The sequence below is a fragment of the Streptomyces sp. S.PB5 genome (assembly GCF_030403745.1).
Lineage (GTDB): Bacteria > Actinomycetota > Actinomycetes > Streptomycetales > Streptomycetaceae > Streptomyces.
Map to the genome: position 1 here is coordinate 362,618 of NZ_JAQMWP010000011.1, position 18,040 is coordinate 380,657.

General features: G+C 69.7%; 11 protein-coding genes. 2 read left to right on the forward strand and 9 right to left on the reverse strand.

What is annotated here, in order from left to right; translation table 11 throughout:
- Window positions 1–6: 6 nt before the first annotated feature.
- From PH203_RS29355 to PH203_RS29375, 5 genes are read right to left on the reverse strand one after another with little or no spacing between them, the layout of a single operon-like run.
- On the reverse strand, window positions 7–879 hold the full coding sequence (locus PH203_RS29355; protein ID WP_289923648.1) for a sugar phosphate isomerase/epimerase family protein: 873 nt from the start codon (window positions 877–879) through the stop codon (window positions 7–9).
- A 4-nt stretch (window positions 880–883) separates the two neighbouring features.
- Complete coding sequence (locus PH203_RS29360) at window positions 884–2,056, reverse strand: ABC transporter substrate-binding protein (RefSeq protein ID WP_289923649.1); 1,173 nt, start codon at window positions 2,054–2,056, stop codon at window positions 884–886.
- 22 nt (window positions 2,057–2,078) lie between these two features.
- Window positions 2,079–3,050: an ABC transporter permease gene (locus PH203_RS29365; RefSeq protein ID WP_289923650.1), complete on the reverse strand. Its 972-nt coding sequence runs from the start codon at window positions 3,048–3,050 to the stop codon at window positions 2,079–2,081.
- Entirely contained in the window at window positions 3,051–4,022 is a 972-nt protein-coding gene (locus tag PH203_RS29370; protein ID WP_289923651.1) for an ABC transporter permease, read from the reverse strand.
- Window positions 4,019–5,566 carry a sugar ABC transporter ATP-binding protein gene (locus tag PH203_RS29375; RefSeq protein ID WP_289923652.1) on the reverse strand — a complete coding sequence of 516 codons (1,548 nt, stop codon included), beginning with the start codon at window positions 5,564–5,566 and terminating at the stop codon, window positions 4,019–4,021. The genes PH203_RS29370 and PH203_RS29375 overlap by 4 nt, the downstream gene beginning before the upstream one ends.
- Window positions 5,567–6,057: 491 nt before the next feature.
- Here PH203_RS29375 and PH203_RS29380 point away from each other — a divergent pair, with 491 nt between their 5' ends.
- Both PH203_RS29380 and PH203_RS29385 read left to right on the forward strand, forming a co-directional pair.
- Entirely contained in the window at window positions 6,058–9,612 is a 3,555-nt protein-coding gene (locus PH203_RS29380) for a ThuA domain-containing protein (protein ID WP_289923653.1), read from the forward strand.
- Between the two features lie 70 nt (window positions 9,613–9,682).
- On the forward strand, window positions 9,683–11,158 hold the full coding sequence (locus tag PH203_RS29385; RefSeq protein ID WP_289923654.1) for an arabinofuranosidase catalytic domain-containing protein: 1,476 nt from the start codon (window positions 9,683–9,685) through the stop codon (window positions 11,156–11,158).
- A 68-nt stretch (window positions 11,159–11,226) separates the two neighbouring features.
- On the opposite strand, the gene PH203_RS29390 is transcribed toward PH203_RS29385, so the two are convergent.
- From PH203_RS29390 to PH203_RS29405, 4 genes are all read right to left on the reverse strand, one after another.
- Window positions 11,227–12,933, reverse strand: a complete 1,707-nt coding sequence (locus PH203_RS29390; protein WP_289923655.1) for a ThuA domain-containing protein — start codon at window positions 12,931–12,933, stop codon at window positions 11,227–11,229.
- Window positions 12,934–12,962: 29 nt separating this feature from the next.
- Entirely contained in the window at window positions 12,963–15,803 is a 2,841-nt protein-coding gene (locus PH203_RS29395) for a PQQ-dependent sugar dehydrogenase (protein ID WP_289923656.1), read from the reverse strand.
- Window positions 15,804–16,155: 352 nt separating this feature from the next.
- Window positions 16,156–17,463 (reverse strand): RICIN domain-containing protein, encoded by a 1,308-nt coding sequence (locus PH203_RS29400; RefSeq protein ID WP_289923678.1) that lies wholly within the window; start codon window positions 17,461–17,463, stop codon window positions 16,156–16,158.
- 100 nt (window positions 17,464–17,563) lie between these two features.
- Window positions 17,564–18,040: RICIN domain-containing protein (locus PH203_RS29405; protein ID WP_289923657.1), on the reverse strand; the 477-nt coding region annotated here is incomplete at its 5' end.

Consider the following 18,040-nt stretch of genomic DNA (forward strand, 5'->3'; position numbering starts at 1 on the left):
TTCTCCTTAGGACAGTTCCGGCGGCAGTCCGCGCAGCACCGTGCGGAGGTAGGACAGCCCGTCGCGGGCGAGGGCGTCCTGCGACGGGGCGAGCGGACGCCAGATCGAGGCCGCGGTGGCGATGGACTCGTTCTGCGCGGTGAACGACTCGATGCACACCGCGCCGCCGTAGCCGGTCTCGGCCAGAGCGGCGAGGAAGCGTGGCCAGTCGAAGTGGTCCGCGCCCGGGGTGCCGCGGTCGGTGCCGCTGACCTGGACGTGCTTGAGGTGCGGGCCGGCCGTGACGAGCGCCGTGTAAGGGTCGGCCTCCTCGATGTTCATGTGATAGGTGTCGATCATGAGGCCGACGTTCGCGGGCAGGCCGTTGATCAACTCCACCGTCTGCTCGACCGTGTTGACGACGCTCGTCTCATAGCGGTTGAGGGCCTCCACGCCGATGCTCACGCCCCGCTCCCCCGCGTGGTCGGCCACCGGCCGCAGGGCGCGGCGGACGTCCGCGTAGCAGGCCGCGCGCTCCGCCGGTGACATGCGCCAGGTCCGCCCCACCGAGGCATAGACCGGGCCCCCGACGCAGGGCGCGCCGACGGCCGCCGCAAGGTCCACACACGTCTTCAGGTACGCCACGGTGGCGGCGACGGTCTCCGGCGGTGCGTTCACGAGGTCGCGTCCGGGCGAGGTGACCGCGCAGACACCGACCGCTCGCAGGCCGTACGCCGCCAGCAGGTCCCGGGTGCGGGCCGGGTCCCAGTCGCCGGGGCGCTCGATCGGCAGCTCGACCGCGTCGAAACCGAACGCGGCGATGCGCGGCACCAGTTCGGCCAGGGCCTCGTCGTCGACCGGCGAGGCCCACACCCACGGGTTGACACCGATGCTGTACACCGGGCTACTTCCAGCGCTTCGGGTAACCGGGCAGGTCGGTGCAGCCGCACATCGCGTAGTGCAGCGGCGGCATGGAGGGGTCGACGTACTCGTCCAGGTTGTCCTGGGTGATGACCGGCTGCGGGAGCTTCCACGGGTTGGGCACCTGCTCGCCGTCGAGGATCTTCAGGGCGGCGATGACCGGGGTGCGCCACTGGTAGGTCGGGTAGGTCGGGGCGATCGCTGTGAGCTTCTTGTCCTTCCACAGCTTCAGGAAGTCGAGCTGGTCCTCGCCGTTGATCGGCGGTACGGGTTTGCCTGCGTCCTCGAACGCCTCGACCGCCGCGCTCGCGACGGCCCCGGCGTCCATCCAGACGCCGTCGATCGTGCCGTAGCGCTGGATGTAGTCGCCCACGATCTTCTTCGTCCTGGCCGGGTCGCCGTCGGTGAACTCGACGCCGACGACGTCGACGCCCGCCTTGTCGAAGGCGACCTTCGCCGCGGCCCACCGGGTCTCCAGCACATCGACGCCGGGCAGGATGCGCAGCGCGAGCACCTTGCCGCCCGGCTTCATCTTCTGCGTGACGAACTCCGCCGCGACGTGGCCGAATCCGTAGCCGCCGATCGGGTTGATGAACGTCACCGGGCAGGTGGTGTCGACTCCGCGGTCGAAGACGACGACCGGCAGGCCCTTCTGGCAGGCGGCCTCCACAGCCGGGGTGAGGGTCGCGGTGGTGTTCGGCGAGACGATGAGCGCGTGACAGCCCTTTCCGAGCAGGTCGTTGATGTCGGCGATCTGCTTCTGGTCCTTGCCTTCGGCGTCGACGTGGACGAACTCGGAGATCCGGTCGCGGTGGGTGTCGACCTCGGCCTGCATGGTCTTGAAACCGACCTGGCGCCAAGGGTTGTTGAGCCCCGCGTTGGAGAAACAGATCTTGTACGGTCCGGGCTTCTTGTACTTCGCGGTGTCCGCCATCGCCGGGTCGAGCGCCTGCTCCCAGGGCTTGTCGGCCGGTCCGGTGGGCGTGGCGGCCAGCAGCGCCAACTGCTTGTCGTAGTCGGCCCGTACGAAGAACTTCGACTGCTTCCCGGTGCCGGACCCGACCTCCGCGGAGGGCGAACCCGATGCGCCGGTGGTGGGCTCGTCGGTGGAGCAGCCCGCCAGTACCAGCAGGGTGCTCACGGCCAGCACCGTCATGGAATGTCTCACTGAATCCCCTTCATCCGGACGGGAGTCGGAAGGACGCCGCTGCCACGGCGAGCAGGATGATCGCGCCCTGGACGGTCGGTTCGAGGGCGCCGGAGACGCCGTAGAAGTTCATGAGCGTGAAGAGCGTCTCCAGGGTCAGCGCGCCCAGCATCGCGCCGACGACCGAACCGCGGCCCCCGCCCAGCGCGACCCCGCCGAGGACCGCCGCGGTGATCGCGCCGAACTCCAGGCCGACGCCGGCCTGGAACGACACTCCGCTGTACCCGCCGATGAGGATCGCCGCGACGGTGGCGGCGACTCCGCTGAGGACGAAGGCGAGGGTCTTGGCGCGCCACACGCGCACGCCGCTCAGCTCGGCGGTTCTCGGATTGCCGCCGACGGCGACCAGGGTGCGGCCGAAGTCCGAACGCGTCAGCACCACCGCCAGAGCGGCCACCGCCAGCAGGCCGAGCAGGGCGTACGGGATCCGGTCCAGCACGGGCACGTTCTCGAAGCCCGACCGGCCGAGTCGGCGGAACTCCTCGGAGAGGCTGCCCTTCGGGGCACCGTCGGACCACAGGTACACGGCGCCGACGAGGATCAGGAACATCCCGAGGGTCGTGATGAACGACGGCACGCGCAGCCGTGTCGTGACGAGGCCGTTGACCAGGCCGACGGCGATACCGAACGCGAAGAGGAGAACGGCGACGGGCCAGCCGGCCGACGGGTCGCCGTCGATCAGCCGGGCGGCGATCACCACCTGCGCGGTGACCAGGGAGCCGACGGACAGGTCCAGTTCGCCGGAGACGATCACGAAGTACTGGCCGGCGGCGAGCAGCACGATCGGCGCCGAGCGGCCGAGGAACGACATCAGCGACGGCGGCGAGAGGAAGTCCGGCTGGCGGACGGTCAGCAGGACCAGCAGCACCGCCAGGATCACGACGATCGGTGCGACAGAGCCGGAGCGGAGGTCGAACAGCCGCCGTGCGCGCGCGATCCGCATCTAGGACGCCTTTCGCAGCGCCCGGCGGGCGTGGACGGCGACCGCGGCGATGATGATCACGCCGCGGATCACCTGCTTGAAGAACACGTCGACCTCCAGCTGGTTGAAGACCGCGTCGATGCTCGCGAGCAGCAGCACGCCGCCGACCGTGCCGACGACACCGCCGCGCCCGCCCGCCAGGGCGGTGCCGCCGAGCACGACGGCGGCGATCGACTCCAGGTCGTACAGCCCCTCGGTGCCGGCCCTCGGCGCGCCGGCGCCGAGCCGACTGGCGAGGTAGACCCCGGCGAGGCCGGCGCAGAGCGCGCACAGCACATGGGCGGTGACGAGGACCCGGCCGCCCCGCACGCCGGAGAGCCGGGCGACCTCCGGGTCACCGCCCACGGCGATCAGGTGGTGGCCGAAGCGGGTGCGGGCCAGCACGAACCAGGCCGCGGCGGTGACGGCGAGCAGCAGCAGGAACGACACCGGCACCGGACCGATGCGCTGGTACCCCAGGCCCTGCACCAGGGCGGGTGCGGTCTTGCCGGCCGGGCCGTCGTAGCCGTTGTCGAGGTATCCCTTCAGCAGCAGCCCGACACCGACGGTCGCGATGAAGGGGTTGATCCGCGCCACGGTGACGAGCAGGCCGTTGACCAGGCCGATCGCGGCGCTGACGGCGAGCGTCAGCACGATCGCCGGGACCAGCGCGCCGTCGTCACCGGCCATGGTCTCGGCGGCGACGAGGGTACTCAGGCTGACCACGTACGCCACGGACAGGTCCAGCGAGCCCCCGACGACGACCAGCGTCTGACCGACCGCGACCAGGCCCAGACCGGCGGCGACGTGCAGCAGGCTCACGATCGTCGGCTGGCTGAACAGCCGGCCGCCGTCGATGGTGACGACGAGCCAGCCGATCGCCAGGGTGAGGGCCAGGGCGACGAACACGCCGGGCGGGGTCCGGCGGGCCGGCAGGGACAGCGCGCCGCTCATCCGGCCGCCTCCCGTTCGGTGCCGACCGCCAGGGCGATGACGTCCTCCTCCGTTGCGCCTGCGGGCAGTTCGCCGGCTATCCGGCCGTCGCGCATGACGACGATCCGGTCGCTCATGCCGAGCAGTTCGGGCAGCTCGGAGGAGACCATCAGCACGGCGGCTCCCTCGCGGGCCAGCCGCCGGACGAGATCGTGGATCGCCGACTTGGCGCCGACGTCGATGCCCCGGGTCGGCTCGTCGAAGAGCAGGATTCTCGGGGCGAGCGCGAGCCATCTGGCCAGCACGACCTTCTGCTGGTTGCCGCCGGACAGGAAACGGATCTCCTGGTCCTCCCCCGCGGCACGCAGTTCAACGGCGGCGAGCAGCTCCCGGACGCGTGCGGTCCGGGCGCTGCGGCTGGTCCCAGCCCCACGGCCAGTCCAAGCCCCGCCGCCGTCCCGGGCCGGGCGGAGTGCGCGGCCGGCGAGCAGCGCATTGTCGAGCACCGACTGTCCGGCGACGATCCCCTCGCCCTTGCGGTCCTCGGAGACGTAGGCGATACCGGCCCGCATCGCGGCGCGGGGCGAGCGCAGCCGGACCGGTGCTCCGTCGATGGTCACCTGCCCGGTGCTGAAGGGGGCGGCGCCGAACAGTGCGCGGGCCAGCGCGGATCGGCCGGAGCCCTGGAGGCCGCCGACGCCGAGCACCTGACCGGCGCGCAGCCGCAGATCGATGCCGCGCAGCTTCCGGTTGCCTGCGCCCTGGACGGTCAGCCTGACCGGGCCCAGCTCCTCGGGCCGCGCCAAGCCGGGGTAGTAGCTCGACAGCTCGCGGCCGACCATGTGGCGTATCAGCTGATCGGCGCTGGTGTCCGCGGTGTCCAGGGTGGCCACCGCCCGGCCGTCCTTGAGCACCGTGATCCGGCCGGCCAGGTCGAAGACCTCCTTGAGGCGGTGCGAGACGTAGAGGACGCCCATCCCCTGTTCCTGGAGCCGCCGTACGAGCGCGTAGAGCTGGTCGACCTCGTGGTCGGCGAGAGCCGCCGTGGGCTCGTCCATGATGAGCAGCCGTGCGTCGAGGGAGAGCGCCTTGACGATCTCGACGACCTGTTGTTGCGCCACGCCAAGTCGTCCCACGCACGCGTCGGGCGGCAACGAGCCCTCCCCGATCGAGGCGAGGAGCTCCGCGGTCCGGCTGAGCATCGCCCTGCGGTCGACGAGTCCGCGGCGCAGGGGCTCGCGGCCCAGAAAGACGTTCTCCGCGACGGTGCGCTCCGGCAGCAGGGTCAACTCCTGGTAGACGATGCCGATTCCGGCCTGTCGGGCCTCACGCGGGCTGCGGAACGTCCGTGGTGCGCCGGCGAATTCGACGGTTCCCTCGTCGGGCCGGTGGACGCCGGACACCACCTTCATGAGCGTGGACTTGCCGGCGCCGTTCTCGCCGACGACCGCGTGCACCTCTCCCGGCCGGACCTGGAGGTCGACGCCGTCGAGCACCCGCACGCCGAGGAACGACTTGCCGATGCCTCGCAGGGCGAGCAGCGGCGACGGGAGCAGGCCAGACATCGTGGGAGCCTCTCCGTTCGCGAAATCATGTCGAAAAATCTTGTCGAATACGCGCGGAAATTCGCCGGACGCGATGGCGGCAACGCGGCCCCGAGGGTAAATGGCTCGATGAACACCTGGCAATACCACCGGACATCACCGATGGATACGCCGAAATCTGTTATCCCGTCGGCCCGTCAGCGGTCGCGCACCGAACGACGACCACTTCCGCGAAATGTGTTATGCATTAGACCCGCCGACAGTCGCACACCGGCCCACGCCGATTGATACGCAAAATGTGTTATGGAATCAGCTGCGCCGCAGCAATATTGACTGTTGCGAAAGGCCGCTGCATGCTGACCCGCAGACCACGGAAGACGGTCGCATCTGGCGTGAATCCCCCACTCTTCCGTAGGGACTTGACCGCCCGTCACGGCGGACCGGATGACGAGCTGACGGCACACGTGTGCCCGTGGTCATGCCATCGTTGCTCCGCCGAAATAGGAGACGGCATGCGTCGCGTCATATTCATCTTCGGGGCGATCGCGAGCGTGCTTCTGTCGCTCGTCATCGCCCAACCGGCGTCAGCGGCGCCGGACTTCAGAGCCCTGGTCTTCACGAAGACGGCCGGTTACCGGCACGATTCGATCCCCGCCGCCCTCACGATGCTCCGGGAGCAGGCGGCGGCCAACGACTTCGAGTTGGTCGCGAGCGAGGACTCCAGCGTCTTCACCCCGGCGAACCTCGCCGGCTTCGACGTGCTCATCATGCTCCAGACGTCGGGAATGGTGTGGACGACGGCGGCCCAACGGCAGGCGGTGGAGGGCTACCTCGCCGGCGGCAAGGGCATCGTCGCGATCCACAACGCCACGGACATGGGCATCGAGAACGAGTACCCGTGGTGGGACCAGACGATCAACGGCGGCGCGCACATGCCGGAGCACTCTCCCGGTGTGCTGGCCGGCACCGCCGTCGTCGCGGACAAGAAGCACCCGTCGACGGCCGGCCTCCCGGACCGCTGGAACCGCAGCGAGGAGTGGTACAACTTCGACAAGAACCCCCGCGGTGACGTCCATGTCCTGGTCACCGCGGACGAGCGCACCTACAACCCGGGCCCCCGCGCCATGGGTCCTGACCACCCCATCTCGTGGTGCCGCAACACGGGCGGCGGCCGGGTGTGGGCGACCGCCATGGGGCACGCCGCCGCGTCCTACAGCGAGACCTACTTCCGCAACCACGTCCTCGGGGGCGTGAAGTGGGCGGCCGGCAAGGAGCCCGGTGACTGCGGCGGCACGGTGTGGAGCAACTTCGAGAAGCGCACCCTCGACGACAACACCGCGGACCCGATGGCCCTCGCGGTCGCCCCGGACGGACGGGTGCTCTACGTCCAGCGGTCCGGGCAGCTGAAGGTCTTCAAACCGACCACCAACAGCACCGTGACGGCCGGCACCCTCAGCGTCTACACCGGCGGCGAGGACGGCCTCACCGGACTGGCGCTCGACCCCGACTTCGCCGACAACGGCTATGTGTACCTGTACCACTCCCCGGCCGGAGTCCCGAACGACATCAACCGGGTCTCCCGGTTCACGCTCACCGGCGACACCCTGAACATGTCGAGCCAGAAGACGATCATCGACATCCCGGCGACCCGGGACCGCACGTCCCCCGAGCCCGGCCACACGGGCGGGTACATCGAGTTCGGCCCCGACGGGAACCTCTACATCGGCACCGGGGACGACGTCCCACCGAACCTCGACCCCGCCTGGCAGGGCTACGCCCCGCTGGACTGGCGAGCGGGCAAGGCCAACCTCGACGCCGCCCGTACCGCCGGCAACACCAACGACCTGCGGGGCAAGCTCCTGCGCATCCGGCCGTCGGCGGACGGCGGCTACACCGTCCCGGCCGGCAACCTGTACCCGCAGGGCACCGCGCAGACCCGGCCGGAGGTCTACGCGATGGGCTTCCGCAACCCGTTCCGCTTCTCGATCGACCCGGCCACCGGCTGGGTCTACCTCGCCGACTACGGCCCGGACCGGGGCGGTCCCGCGACGAACCGCGGCCCCGAAGGGCTCGTCGAGCTCAATGTCATCAAGACCGCGGGCAACTACGGCTGGCCGTTCTGCCACGGCGACAACCAGGCCTACGCGCCCTACAACCCGAGCACCGGCGCCGTCGGCGCCAAGTTCAACTGCAACGCGCCCGTCAACAACTCACCGAACAACACGGGCCTGACCAACCTGAAGCCGATCGTCGCGCCGAACATGTGGTACGGCTACGGCGTCTCACCGGACTTCCCCGAACTGGGCTCCGGCGGCTCGGCGCCGATGGGCGGACCGGTCTACCGCTACGACGCCGCGAACCCGTCCGCGACGAAGTTCCCGCCCTACTACGACGGGGTCCACTTCTTCTACGAGTGGTCGCGCCACACCGTCAAGGAGGTCCACTTCGACTCCGCGACCGCGGTCACCCGGACCAACTCCTTCATGCCGGCGGCCAAGTTCCTCAAGCCGATGGACATGGAGTTCGGGCCGGACGGCTCGCTGTACCTGCTGGAGTGGGGCACCAACTTCGGCGGTGGCAACAACGACTCGGGGCTCTACCGCATCGACTACAAGAGCCAGGGCGGGCGGGCACCGACAGCCAAGGCCACCGGAACGCCCACCGACGGGAACGCGCCGCTGACCGTGCAGTTCAGCAGCGCGGGATCCACGGATCCCGATCCCGGCAGCACGCTCTCCTACCAGTGGACCTTCGGCGACGGCACCACGTCCACGGCGACCGACCCGTCACACACCTACACCGCCAACGGCAACTTCACGGCCCAGCTCAAGGTCACCGACAACACCGGCCAGTCGGCCTTCGCCAACGTGCCGATCACCGTGGGCAACACGGCACCGGTCGTCACCCTCACGATTCCGTCCGACGGCGGCATGCTGGAGTTCGGCGACCGCGTCCCGTACAAGGTGTCCGTCTCGGATCCCGGCGGCGCGCCCGTCGACTGCACGAAGGTGTTCGTCAACCCCGCCCTCGGCCACGACGACCACCAGCACGAGACCACGGACTACCCCGGGTGCTCGGGCACCATCGACACGTCGCTGCTCGGCGGGCACCCCGACGGCGCCAACCTGTACTACGTCCTCAACGCCCGCTACACCGACGACGGCGGCTCCGGCGGAGCGAACCCGCTCACCGGTTACGCTCACGCGATCCTCCAGCCCAAGCACAAGCAGGCCGAGTTCTTCACGGGCCAGTCGGGTGTGCAGATCGTCGAACAGTCGGGCGCGGAGAGCGGCAAGCGGGTCGGCAGCATCTCCGACGGCGACTGGATCGCGTTCAAGCCGATGAGTCTGTCGGGCATCACGAGCGTGCGCTATCGCCTGTCGTCACCGAGCGGCGGCGGATCGATCGAACTGCGCGCCGACTCCCCGACCGGCACACTCCTGGCCACCACACCGGTGCCGAGCACCGGCGGCTGGAACACCTACCAGTCCACGCCGGCCGTGAACACCGCCGAACTCACCGGCTCGCACCAGCTCTACCTGGTGTTCAAGGGCACGTCGAACAACTGGTTCGACCTCGACTCGCTCACCTTCGGCGGCAGCGGGGTCGGTGAACCGGGCACCGGCGGCGGTGGCGTGGCCGGTCGGACCTGGACGGTCGCGGCGCAGCACAGCGGCAAGTTCATGGACGTCAGCAGCGCCTCGACCGCTGACGGCGCCCAGATCGTCCAGTGGCCGGGCACCGGCGGCAACAACCAGAAGTGGCAGGCCGTCGACGCCGGTGGCGGCGCCGTCTACCTGAAGGCGGCGCACAGCGACAAGTGCCTCGCCGTCACGGGCGGATCCACCTCGCAGGGCGCGTTCCTGCAGCAGTCCACCTGCGACAACGGCAACCCGCAGAAGTTCGTCGTCACACCGACGACCACAGCGGGCGTGTACACGATGAAGAGCCAGCCCAGCGGGCTGTGCGTCGACGTCAACGGCGCCTCGACGGCCGACGGCGCCCGACTCCTGCAGTGGACCTGCCACAGCGGCACCAACCAGCAGTGGCGGTTCACCGCCGTATAGCGCATCCGGACGGGCTGCCCGGCGCGGTCGCGCGTCGGGCAGCCCTCTCTACGAACAGGTGAGGAACGCCATGGTGTTTCGGATACCTCGGACCCGCCGGTACGGACGGCTGTCCGCGCTGGGCGCCACCCTGATGCTTGTCGCCGTCGGCGCCACTGCGGTGGCGGCACCGATCGAACCGGGGCAGAGCGCCACCGTCGTGGGCGTGCCGTCCGGCCGGTGCCTGACCGCCTCCAGCACCGCCAACGGCACCCAGACCCAGCTGTCGGACTGCACCGGAGCGGCAGGCCAGACCTGGACCTACAGCACCGGCAAACAGCTGACCCTGCCCGGCAACAAGTGCCTCGACGCCAGCGGCGCCGGCACCGCCAACGGCACCGCCGTCATCGTCTGGGACTGCAACGGCCAGACCAACCAGCAGTGGAACGTCAACTCCAACGGCACCATCACCGGCGTCCAGTCCGGCCTGTGCCTCGACGCCAACGCCGGCGGCACGGCCAACGGCACCAGGATCATCCTCTGGTCCTGCCACGGCGGCACCAACCAGCAGTGGACCTCGCCGACACCGCCGCAGCCTGGCGGCGCGGGCACCTGCGACATCTACGCCTCGGGCGGCACCCCCTGCATCGCCGCGCACAGCACGGTACGGGCGCTCTACGGCACCTACAGCGGCAACCTCTACCAGGTCCGGCGCTCTTCCGACAGCACGACCCGGAACATCGGCGTCCTGAGCGCGGGCGGCGCCGCCGACGCATCGGCGCAGGACTCGTTCTGCGCGGGGACCACCTGCGTCATCACCGTCGTCTACGACCAGTCCGGCCGCGGGAACGACCTGTGGTACCAGGGTTCGGCCCAGGTCCCGGGGTCGACCCAGAGCCGCCCGGCGCTCGCGACGTCGGAGTCGCTGGCGGTCGGCGGCAACAAGGCGTACTCGCTCTACATCAACCCCGGCAACAGCTACTGGCGGGACGGCCACCTGACCGGCGTACCGACCGGCAGCGCCCCCGAAGGCATGTACATGGTGACCAGCGGCACTCATGTCAACGGCGGCTGCTGCTTCGACTACGGCAACAGCGAGACGACCCGGGCGGCCGACGCGGCCGGGGCGATGGACGCGATCAACTTCAGCACCCAGTGCTGGTTCGGCGGGTGTGTCGGCAGCGGCCCATGGGTCCAGGCCGATCTCGAATGGGGGCTCTACTCCGGTGGCAGTCAGAGCTGGAACAGCAACCAGCGCGCCTTCACCAGCAAGTTCGTGACGGCGATGCTGAAGAACAACGGGACGAGCCGTTTCGCGCTGAAGGGCGCCAACGCCCAGACCGGCAATCTGACCACCCTCTGGGACGGCGCGCTTCCGCCCGGGTACAGCCCCATGAAGAAGCAGGGCGCCATCATCCTCGGCAGCGGCGGTGACTGCTGCAAGCCCGGCGGCGGCGCGAACCTCAGCGCCGGCACCTTCTACGAGGGCGCGATGGTGTCCGGGTACCCGTCGGACGCGACCGAGGCGGCGGTACAGGCCAACGTCGTCGCGGCCGGCTACCGCTGAGTCGCCGCGTCCACGGCCGAAAGGGCCACCGCCCAGTGGGTGGTGGCCCTTTCGACGTGCGTGTCAGCTCACGGCAGGGTCCATTTCTGGTTGGCCTGGCCGTTGCAGGTCCACAGGTGCACGAGGGTGCCGTCCGCCGAGTTGGCGCCCGACACGTCCAGACACTTGCCCGACCTCGGGTTGCGCAGCGAACCGTCCGCGTTCGCCTGCCAGTTCTGGTTGCCGCCCCCGTTGCACGACCACAGCACGACGCGCGTCCCGTCCGCCGTGCCGTTGCCGGAGACGTCCAGGCACTTGCCCAAGGCCTTCACCGTCGACCCCGCAGCCACCGTCCACCGCTGCCCCGCCGAACCCGTGCACGACGAGATCTGCACCGCCGTACCGTCCGCCGAACTGCCGTTACGGACATCCAGACACTTCCCCGCGAGCCCCGTGATCGGACCCTCACCAGGTGTCGGGCCACCGCCCAGTTCCTTGATCCGGATGTTGCGGAACGACACGTCGTCCCCCGTGCCGTGGTTCTGGATGCCGATGTGGCCGGCGAGCGAGCGGGCGGGATCGGTGTTGGTGAAGTCGTTGATCTTCACGCCGTTGAGCCAGACCTGGAGCCGCTCGCCCTCCACCAGCACCTCGAAGGTGTTCCACTCGCCCGGCGGGTTGAGCGCCGCGTCCCGGGCAGCCGTGTCCGGGGCCTTGACGGCGTAGATCGAGCCGGTCGTGCGGTCGGGCGCGTCGGTGGCGTCGATCTGGACCTCGTAGCCGTTGTCCAGTGCCGACTGGGGGTCGTTCGTCGGCGGGAAGCCCACGATCACGCCGGAGTTGTCGTCGCCGGGCATCTTCCAGTCCAGCTTCAGCGAGTAGTTGGTGAACTGCCGGGCACTGTGCCAGAGCATGCCCATGCCGCCGGTCGAGGTGAGGGTGGCGTCGGAGTTGGTGAAGCTGCCCGGACCGGCCTGCGACCAGCCGGTGGTGGAGCCGTTGTAGAGGGCGGTGTAGCCGCTCTCGGGCCGGCAGTCGGCCTTGGTCCGGCCCGCCGCGTACCGGATGCCGCCGAGCAGGTGCGCCCGGAACGCCGGCTCCGCGTACGAGGCCTGGCTGTGCCCGCCACCGGTGTAGAAGGACCGGCCTCCCGCGGTGGTCTTGCACCAGCTGTGCGGGTGGTCGGCGCCCATCGTGCCGCCCGAGTACGACGACTCGTCGAGCGTGGTGAGCACGCGCGCGGTGGTACGGGGGTTGGTCCGGAAGTCGTACCACTCGTCGGTGCGGGTCCAGGTCTGCGGCAGATGGGCGGTCGCCGCGTGCGCCCGCCCCTCCACCTTGATGTTCGCCTGCTGGACAGCGGGGTGCGAGGCGAAGTAGGCACCGACCAGGTCGCCGTAGAACGGCCAGTTGTACTCCGTGTCCGCGGCCGAGTGGACGCCGACGAAGCCGCCGCCGGAGCCGATGTACGACTGGAACGCGGACTGCTGGGCGTCGTTCAGGACGTCGCCGGTGGTGTTGAGGAAGATCACCGCCTCGTAGCGGCTCAGGTTGGCGGTGGTGAAGTGGCCGCCGTCCTCCGTGGCCGTGACCGTGAAGCTGTTCGCCGCCCCGAGGTCGCGGACGGCCTGGATCCCGGCCGGGATCGAGTCGTGCCGGAAACCGGCCGTCTTGGAGAACACGAGGACGTCGTAGGGCGTGTCCGCGGCTTGGGCGGGGCCGGGCTGCCCGAGGAGGGCCAGGGCGGTGAGTGCCGCGGTCACCCCACCGAGCAGGAATCGAGGTTTTCTGCGCATGTCCGTCGCTCTCTTCTCGGTGACAGGCATCAGGGCAGGGTCCATTTCTGGTTGGCGCCGCCGTTGCAGGTCCACAGGTGCACGAGGGTGCCGTCCGCCGAGTTGGCGCCCGTCACGTCCAGGCACTTGGCCGACTGCGGGTTGCGCAGGGAACCGTCCGCGTTCGCCTGCCAGTTCTGGTTGGCGCCGCCGTTGCACGACCACAGCACGACCCTCGTGCCGTCCGCCGTGCCGCTGCCGGAGACGTCCAGGCACTTGCCGAGCGCCTTGACGGTCGACCCCGGCGCCACCGTCCACCGCTGCCCCGCCGACCCCGTGCACGACGAGATCTGCACCGCGGTACCGTCCGCCGAACTGCCGTCACGGACATCCAGACACTTCCCCGCGAGCCCTGTGATCGGACCCTCGCCGGGTGTCGGGCCGGCGCCGGTGTTGAAGGTGTACGCGTCGACGTCGAAGAGGAATCCGGAGCCGCCGGCGAAGGTCAGGTAGAGCGTGGTGGTGCCGGCCGGTGCGCCGGAGAGCGTTCCATTGACGGTGGTGAAGGTCGTCCACGAGCCGGTCACCGGGACGGTGGCGGAGCCGAGGACGCTACCGGTGGGCGAGCCCGCCCGGACCTGCAGTGTGCCGCCCGAACCGGCTGACGACACCCGGGCGCTGAAGGAGGTGGCGTTGCTCAGCTTGTACGGCTCGAACGCGATCCAGTCGCCGTTCTCGATGTCGCCGACGGATCTGCCGCCCTCGGCGGTCGACTTGTCGTAGACGGTGACGCCGGACGAGGTCTTGTAGTGCTCGGCCTGCCGGTGTTTGGGCTGGAGGGTGTGCTGGGTGTGCGTGGTGAGCCCGTCGTCGTCGGTGTACTCGGCGTCGAAGACCCCGAAGATGTTCGCCGCGTCGTCGTGCTCACCGTCGACCGGGATGGTGATGGTGCCGGAGCAACCGGTCTTCGAGGTGACCGGATGGCCATGGCTGTCGTGACCGACGATGTACGTCATCTTGACCTTGGCGCAGTCGACCGTGCCGTCCTCCGGATCCGTCACGGTGATGCTGAACGGCACGGTGTCGCCGAAGGCGAAGATCTCCCCCGAGGCGGGGCTGTTGATGGTCACGGTCGGCGCGGTGTTGCCCACGGTGATCCGCACATCGGCGGTGCCGGTGGCGCCTTGCGGATCGCGCACGGTCAGCGTGGCCGTGTACTCGCCGTTCGTGCTGTACGTCTTCGTCGGGTTGGCGGCGGTGGAGCTGGTGCCGTCACCGAAGCTCCACGCATAGGTCAGTGCCCCGCCCTCGGGGTCGGACGAGCCGGCCGAGGAGAACGTCACGGTCAGCGGTGCCGTGCCGGAGGTCCGGTTGGCGCCGGCCACCGCCGTGGGCGCGCGGTTGCCGGCGCCGACGTAGTCGAAGCGGTACAGGGCGGAGTACTGGTCACCCTGGTAGAACCCGGAACCGTAGTCCAGCACGTAGTAGGAGCCGTCCGGGCCGAACGCCGAGTCGATCACCTGCTTGCCGGTCCAGGGGAAGCTGTCGATGGTCCCCGGCGTGCCATCGGCGTTGAGGTGGATCGGCTTGATCCAGCCGCGGCCGAACTCCGTGGCGAAGAACTGCCCGTCGAACGACTGGGGGAACTTCGTGGGCGCGCTGACGGCGGGGTCGTACCGGTATACGGGGCCCGCCATCGGCGACTCCGAGCCGCTGCCGAACGCCGACGGGCTGCCGGCGTCGCCGCCGTAGCGGATCCAGGCGGGCTTCGCCGCGGGCAGCACGCTCAGGCCGGTGTTGCGGGGCGAGTTGTTCGTCGGACCGCCCGAGCAGTTGTACTTCGCGCCCGCCGAGTTGGTGGCGAAGTCCCATTCCGCGTATGTCTCGGAGCTCGTGTTGGTGCCGGTGCAGTAGGGCCAGCCGTAGTTGCCCGGGCCCGTGACGCGGTTGAACTCGACCTGGCCCTGCGGCCCGCGCGCCGAGGTGTTGCCGGCGTCGGGGCCGTAGTCGCCGACGTAGACGACGCCGGTGGCCTTGTCGACGCTCATCCGGAACGGGTTGCGCAGGCCCATCGCGTAGATCTCCGGCCGGGTCCTGGCCGTGCCGGGCGGGAACAGGTTGCCTGCCGGGATCGAGTACGACCCGTTCTCGTTGACCTTGATCCGCAGGATCTTGCCGCGCAGGTCGTTGGTGTTGGCGGCGGTGCGCTGTGCGTCGAAGGCCGGGTTGCGGTTGGTCCGCTCGTCGAGGGGTGAGTATCCGGCGGACTCGAACGGGTTGGTGTCGTCGCCTGTGGACAGGTACAGGTTGCCCGCCGCGTCGAAGTCGATGTCTCCGCCGGCGTGGCAGCAGGTGCCCCGGTCGGCCGCCACGTCGAGGATGTCCACCTTGCTGGACTGGTTGAGCGTGAAGTCGGCGTTGAGCGTGAACCGGGAAAGCCGGTTGACGCCCTGCCATGCCGTCCAGTTGCTGCCGGTGGTCGGTGCGTCGCCGCCCGGTGTGGACAGGGGCGGGGCGTAGTAGAGGTAGATGTACCGGTTGGTGGCGAACCCCGGGTCGACGCCGATGCCTTGCAGGCCGTCCTCGTCGTGCGCGTAGACGGGGATGGTGCCGATCACCGTGGTGGTGCCGTGCACATCCGTGCGGCGCAGGGTCCCGTTGCGAGCGGTGTGCAGCACCGACCGGTCCGCGAGTACGGCCAGCGACATGGGCTCACCGACTTCCGGTACCCCGCGGGCCAGTTGGACCTGCTGGAAGTCGGCGGCGTTGATCGGATGTGCCGAGGCCGGGGTCGCACCGGACACGACCCCGACGAGTAAGGCCGCGACCAGGAGCAGAGCCGAACCGATGGCCGGCCAACGTACGGCCGCAGCCCTGAGTCTCATGAACATGACAATCGAGCCCCCTTCGTAAACAGGTGCAGAAACAGGTGGCTGCCAGGCTCAGGGCGCGCGCTGCCGCGCCGATACCGCAGCGGGATGTCGCCGCTTCGGCCCGCCGGATACGCGTCGGCGGGCCGCTGTGCCGAGCGGGGGCAACAGCTCGGAAACAGGAGAAGTCGATGGCTACCGCGCTGTCGGGTCACATCGACCGGAATGGTCCGCCGACAAGGCTAAGAGACCTCAACCCCGCGTGTCCACACTTCGCTCCGGACCAGCCATGGCATGACGAGCCCTGCTGTCAGACCAACGGCCGTGCAGTGGAGCCGGATCGGTTCCGGCTCCACTGCATGGCGCGGTCGGTTCACTGGAACTGTGCGAAGAACCTCCAGATCTCTCCCTTGGTCCAGGTGGTGACGCCGCTCTCACCGGAGGAGCCGTCGACCGGGCCGGGGATGTGGCCGCCGTCGAACGCCGCCCACTGGACCGGATAGCCGGCCCGGCAGCCGGAGTAGGTGGTGGTGATGTGGGTCCGGCTGCCAGGCGCGGGCTCGCGCGGGTTCTGCGCGGTGCAGCCGTTGTTGCTGACGAACTTGTTGCGCAGGGACCGTCCTTGGTCGATGCCGAGGACGTTGTCGCTGATGCCGTGGATCCCGAAGTAGGCGATCGGCTGGGTGCCGCCGCTGCATCCGCTGATCTGGGCGCCGGAGATGACCGCGACGGCCCTGAAGGCGTTGGCACGGCTGCACGCGATGGCGTAGCTCATGCCGCCGCCCCAGCTGAAGCCGGTGGCGAAACGCTGTGCCGGGTTGACGCAGAGACCGGCCTCGATGCGCCGGATCATGTCGTCGACGAAGGTGATGTCCTCACCGCCGGAGTTGGCCCAGCCGTTGCCGAGGCCCTGGGGGGCGACGAGGATCGCCGAGTTGTTCGACTGTTCCTGCTGGCCGTAGTAGGACCAGGCGGCCCCGCTCGTGCCGCCCGAGGAGACCTCGGTGGCCGTGCCGCCCCGCCAGTGGAACGCGAAGATCAGCCGGTAGGGGTGGCTGTTGTCGTAGTTGGCGGGAACCCTGAGGATGAAGCTGCGGCTCTTGCCGCCGCTCTGGATCGTGTGCGTCCCGCTCGTCAGCGTCGGGGCGCTGCCGCACGCCCCACCGCCACCGCCGTCGGACGACAGTTTGACCAGCTGCCACTGCTGGTTGGCGCCGCCCCAGTCGGTGTACTGGACGACGCTGCCGCCGTCGGCGGTGGAGGCGCCCTGCACCTCGACCGCCTTGCCGCTGTTACGGTTGATCAGCCGGACATGCCCGGCGTCGGAGTCGGCGAGGCGGAACTGCTGGTTGGCCCCGTTGTGGTCGGTCCACTGCTGGACCGCGGCACCGTCGGCGGTCGAGACACCGGCCACGTCGAGCACCTTGCCCGAATGGCGGGCCTTGAGACGGTAGAAGCCGCCTCCGGAGTCCACGAACTGCCACTGCTGCTGGTTCTGGTCGTTCCTCGTCCACTGGTTGACCCGTGCGCCGTCGGCGCCGGACGCGCCGGAGACGTCCAGCACCTTGCCGCTGTTGCGGTTGACCAGGACGTACCAGGCGTTGGTGTCCACCGTCGCCGCCTGGGCGGGCGCCGGATTCACCGCGGCGAGCAGGCCGATGACGAGGGTCAGTGCCACCAGGGCGGCGATCCGGGCCCACCAGCCGTGCCTTCCTCCAGGGGCGGCTGAAGCCGCGTCCCAGGCCGTCATCGATTCACCCTTTCGTCTGTGGCAGGCCTCATCACGTGCGGGTCCAGCGCTGGTTGCTGCTGTTCGAGCAGGTGTAGAGCTGGATCAGGGTGCCGTTGGCGGTACCGGCCCCCGCGGCGTCGAGGCACAGGCCGGACTGGACGCCGACGATGGATCCGTCGGAGTTCAGGCGCCACTTCTGGTTGTCGCCGCCCCAGCAGCTGTAGATCTGGACCTTGGTCCCGTTGCCGGTGCCGGCGGCATCGAGGCACTTGTTGCCGTAGACCCTGAGCTCACCCGCGGAGGTCAACGTCCACTGCTGGTTGGTGCCGTTGTGGCAGTCCCACAGCTGGACCTGGGTGCCGTCGGTGGTACCGGCGCCGGGCACGTCCACGCAGCGGCCCGAACCGACGCCCTTGATCGGCGCGCCACCCGGAGGCGGTGTGGTGGTGCCGCCGTTGAGTGCGTTGAGGACGGAGGTGTAGGCGGGCTTCTTGCTGCCGTCACCGTTGAACAGCAGCGGCGTGTC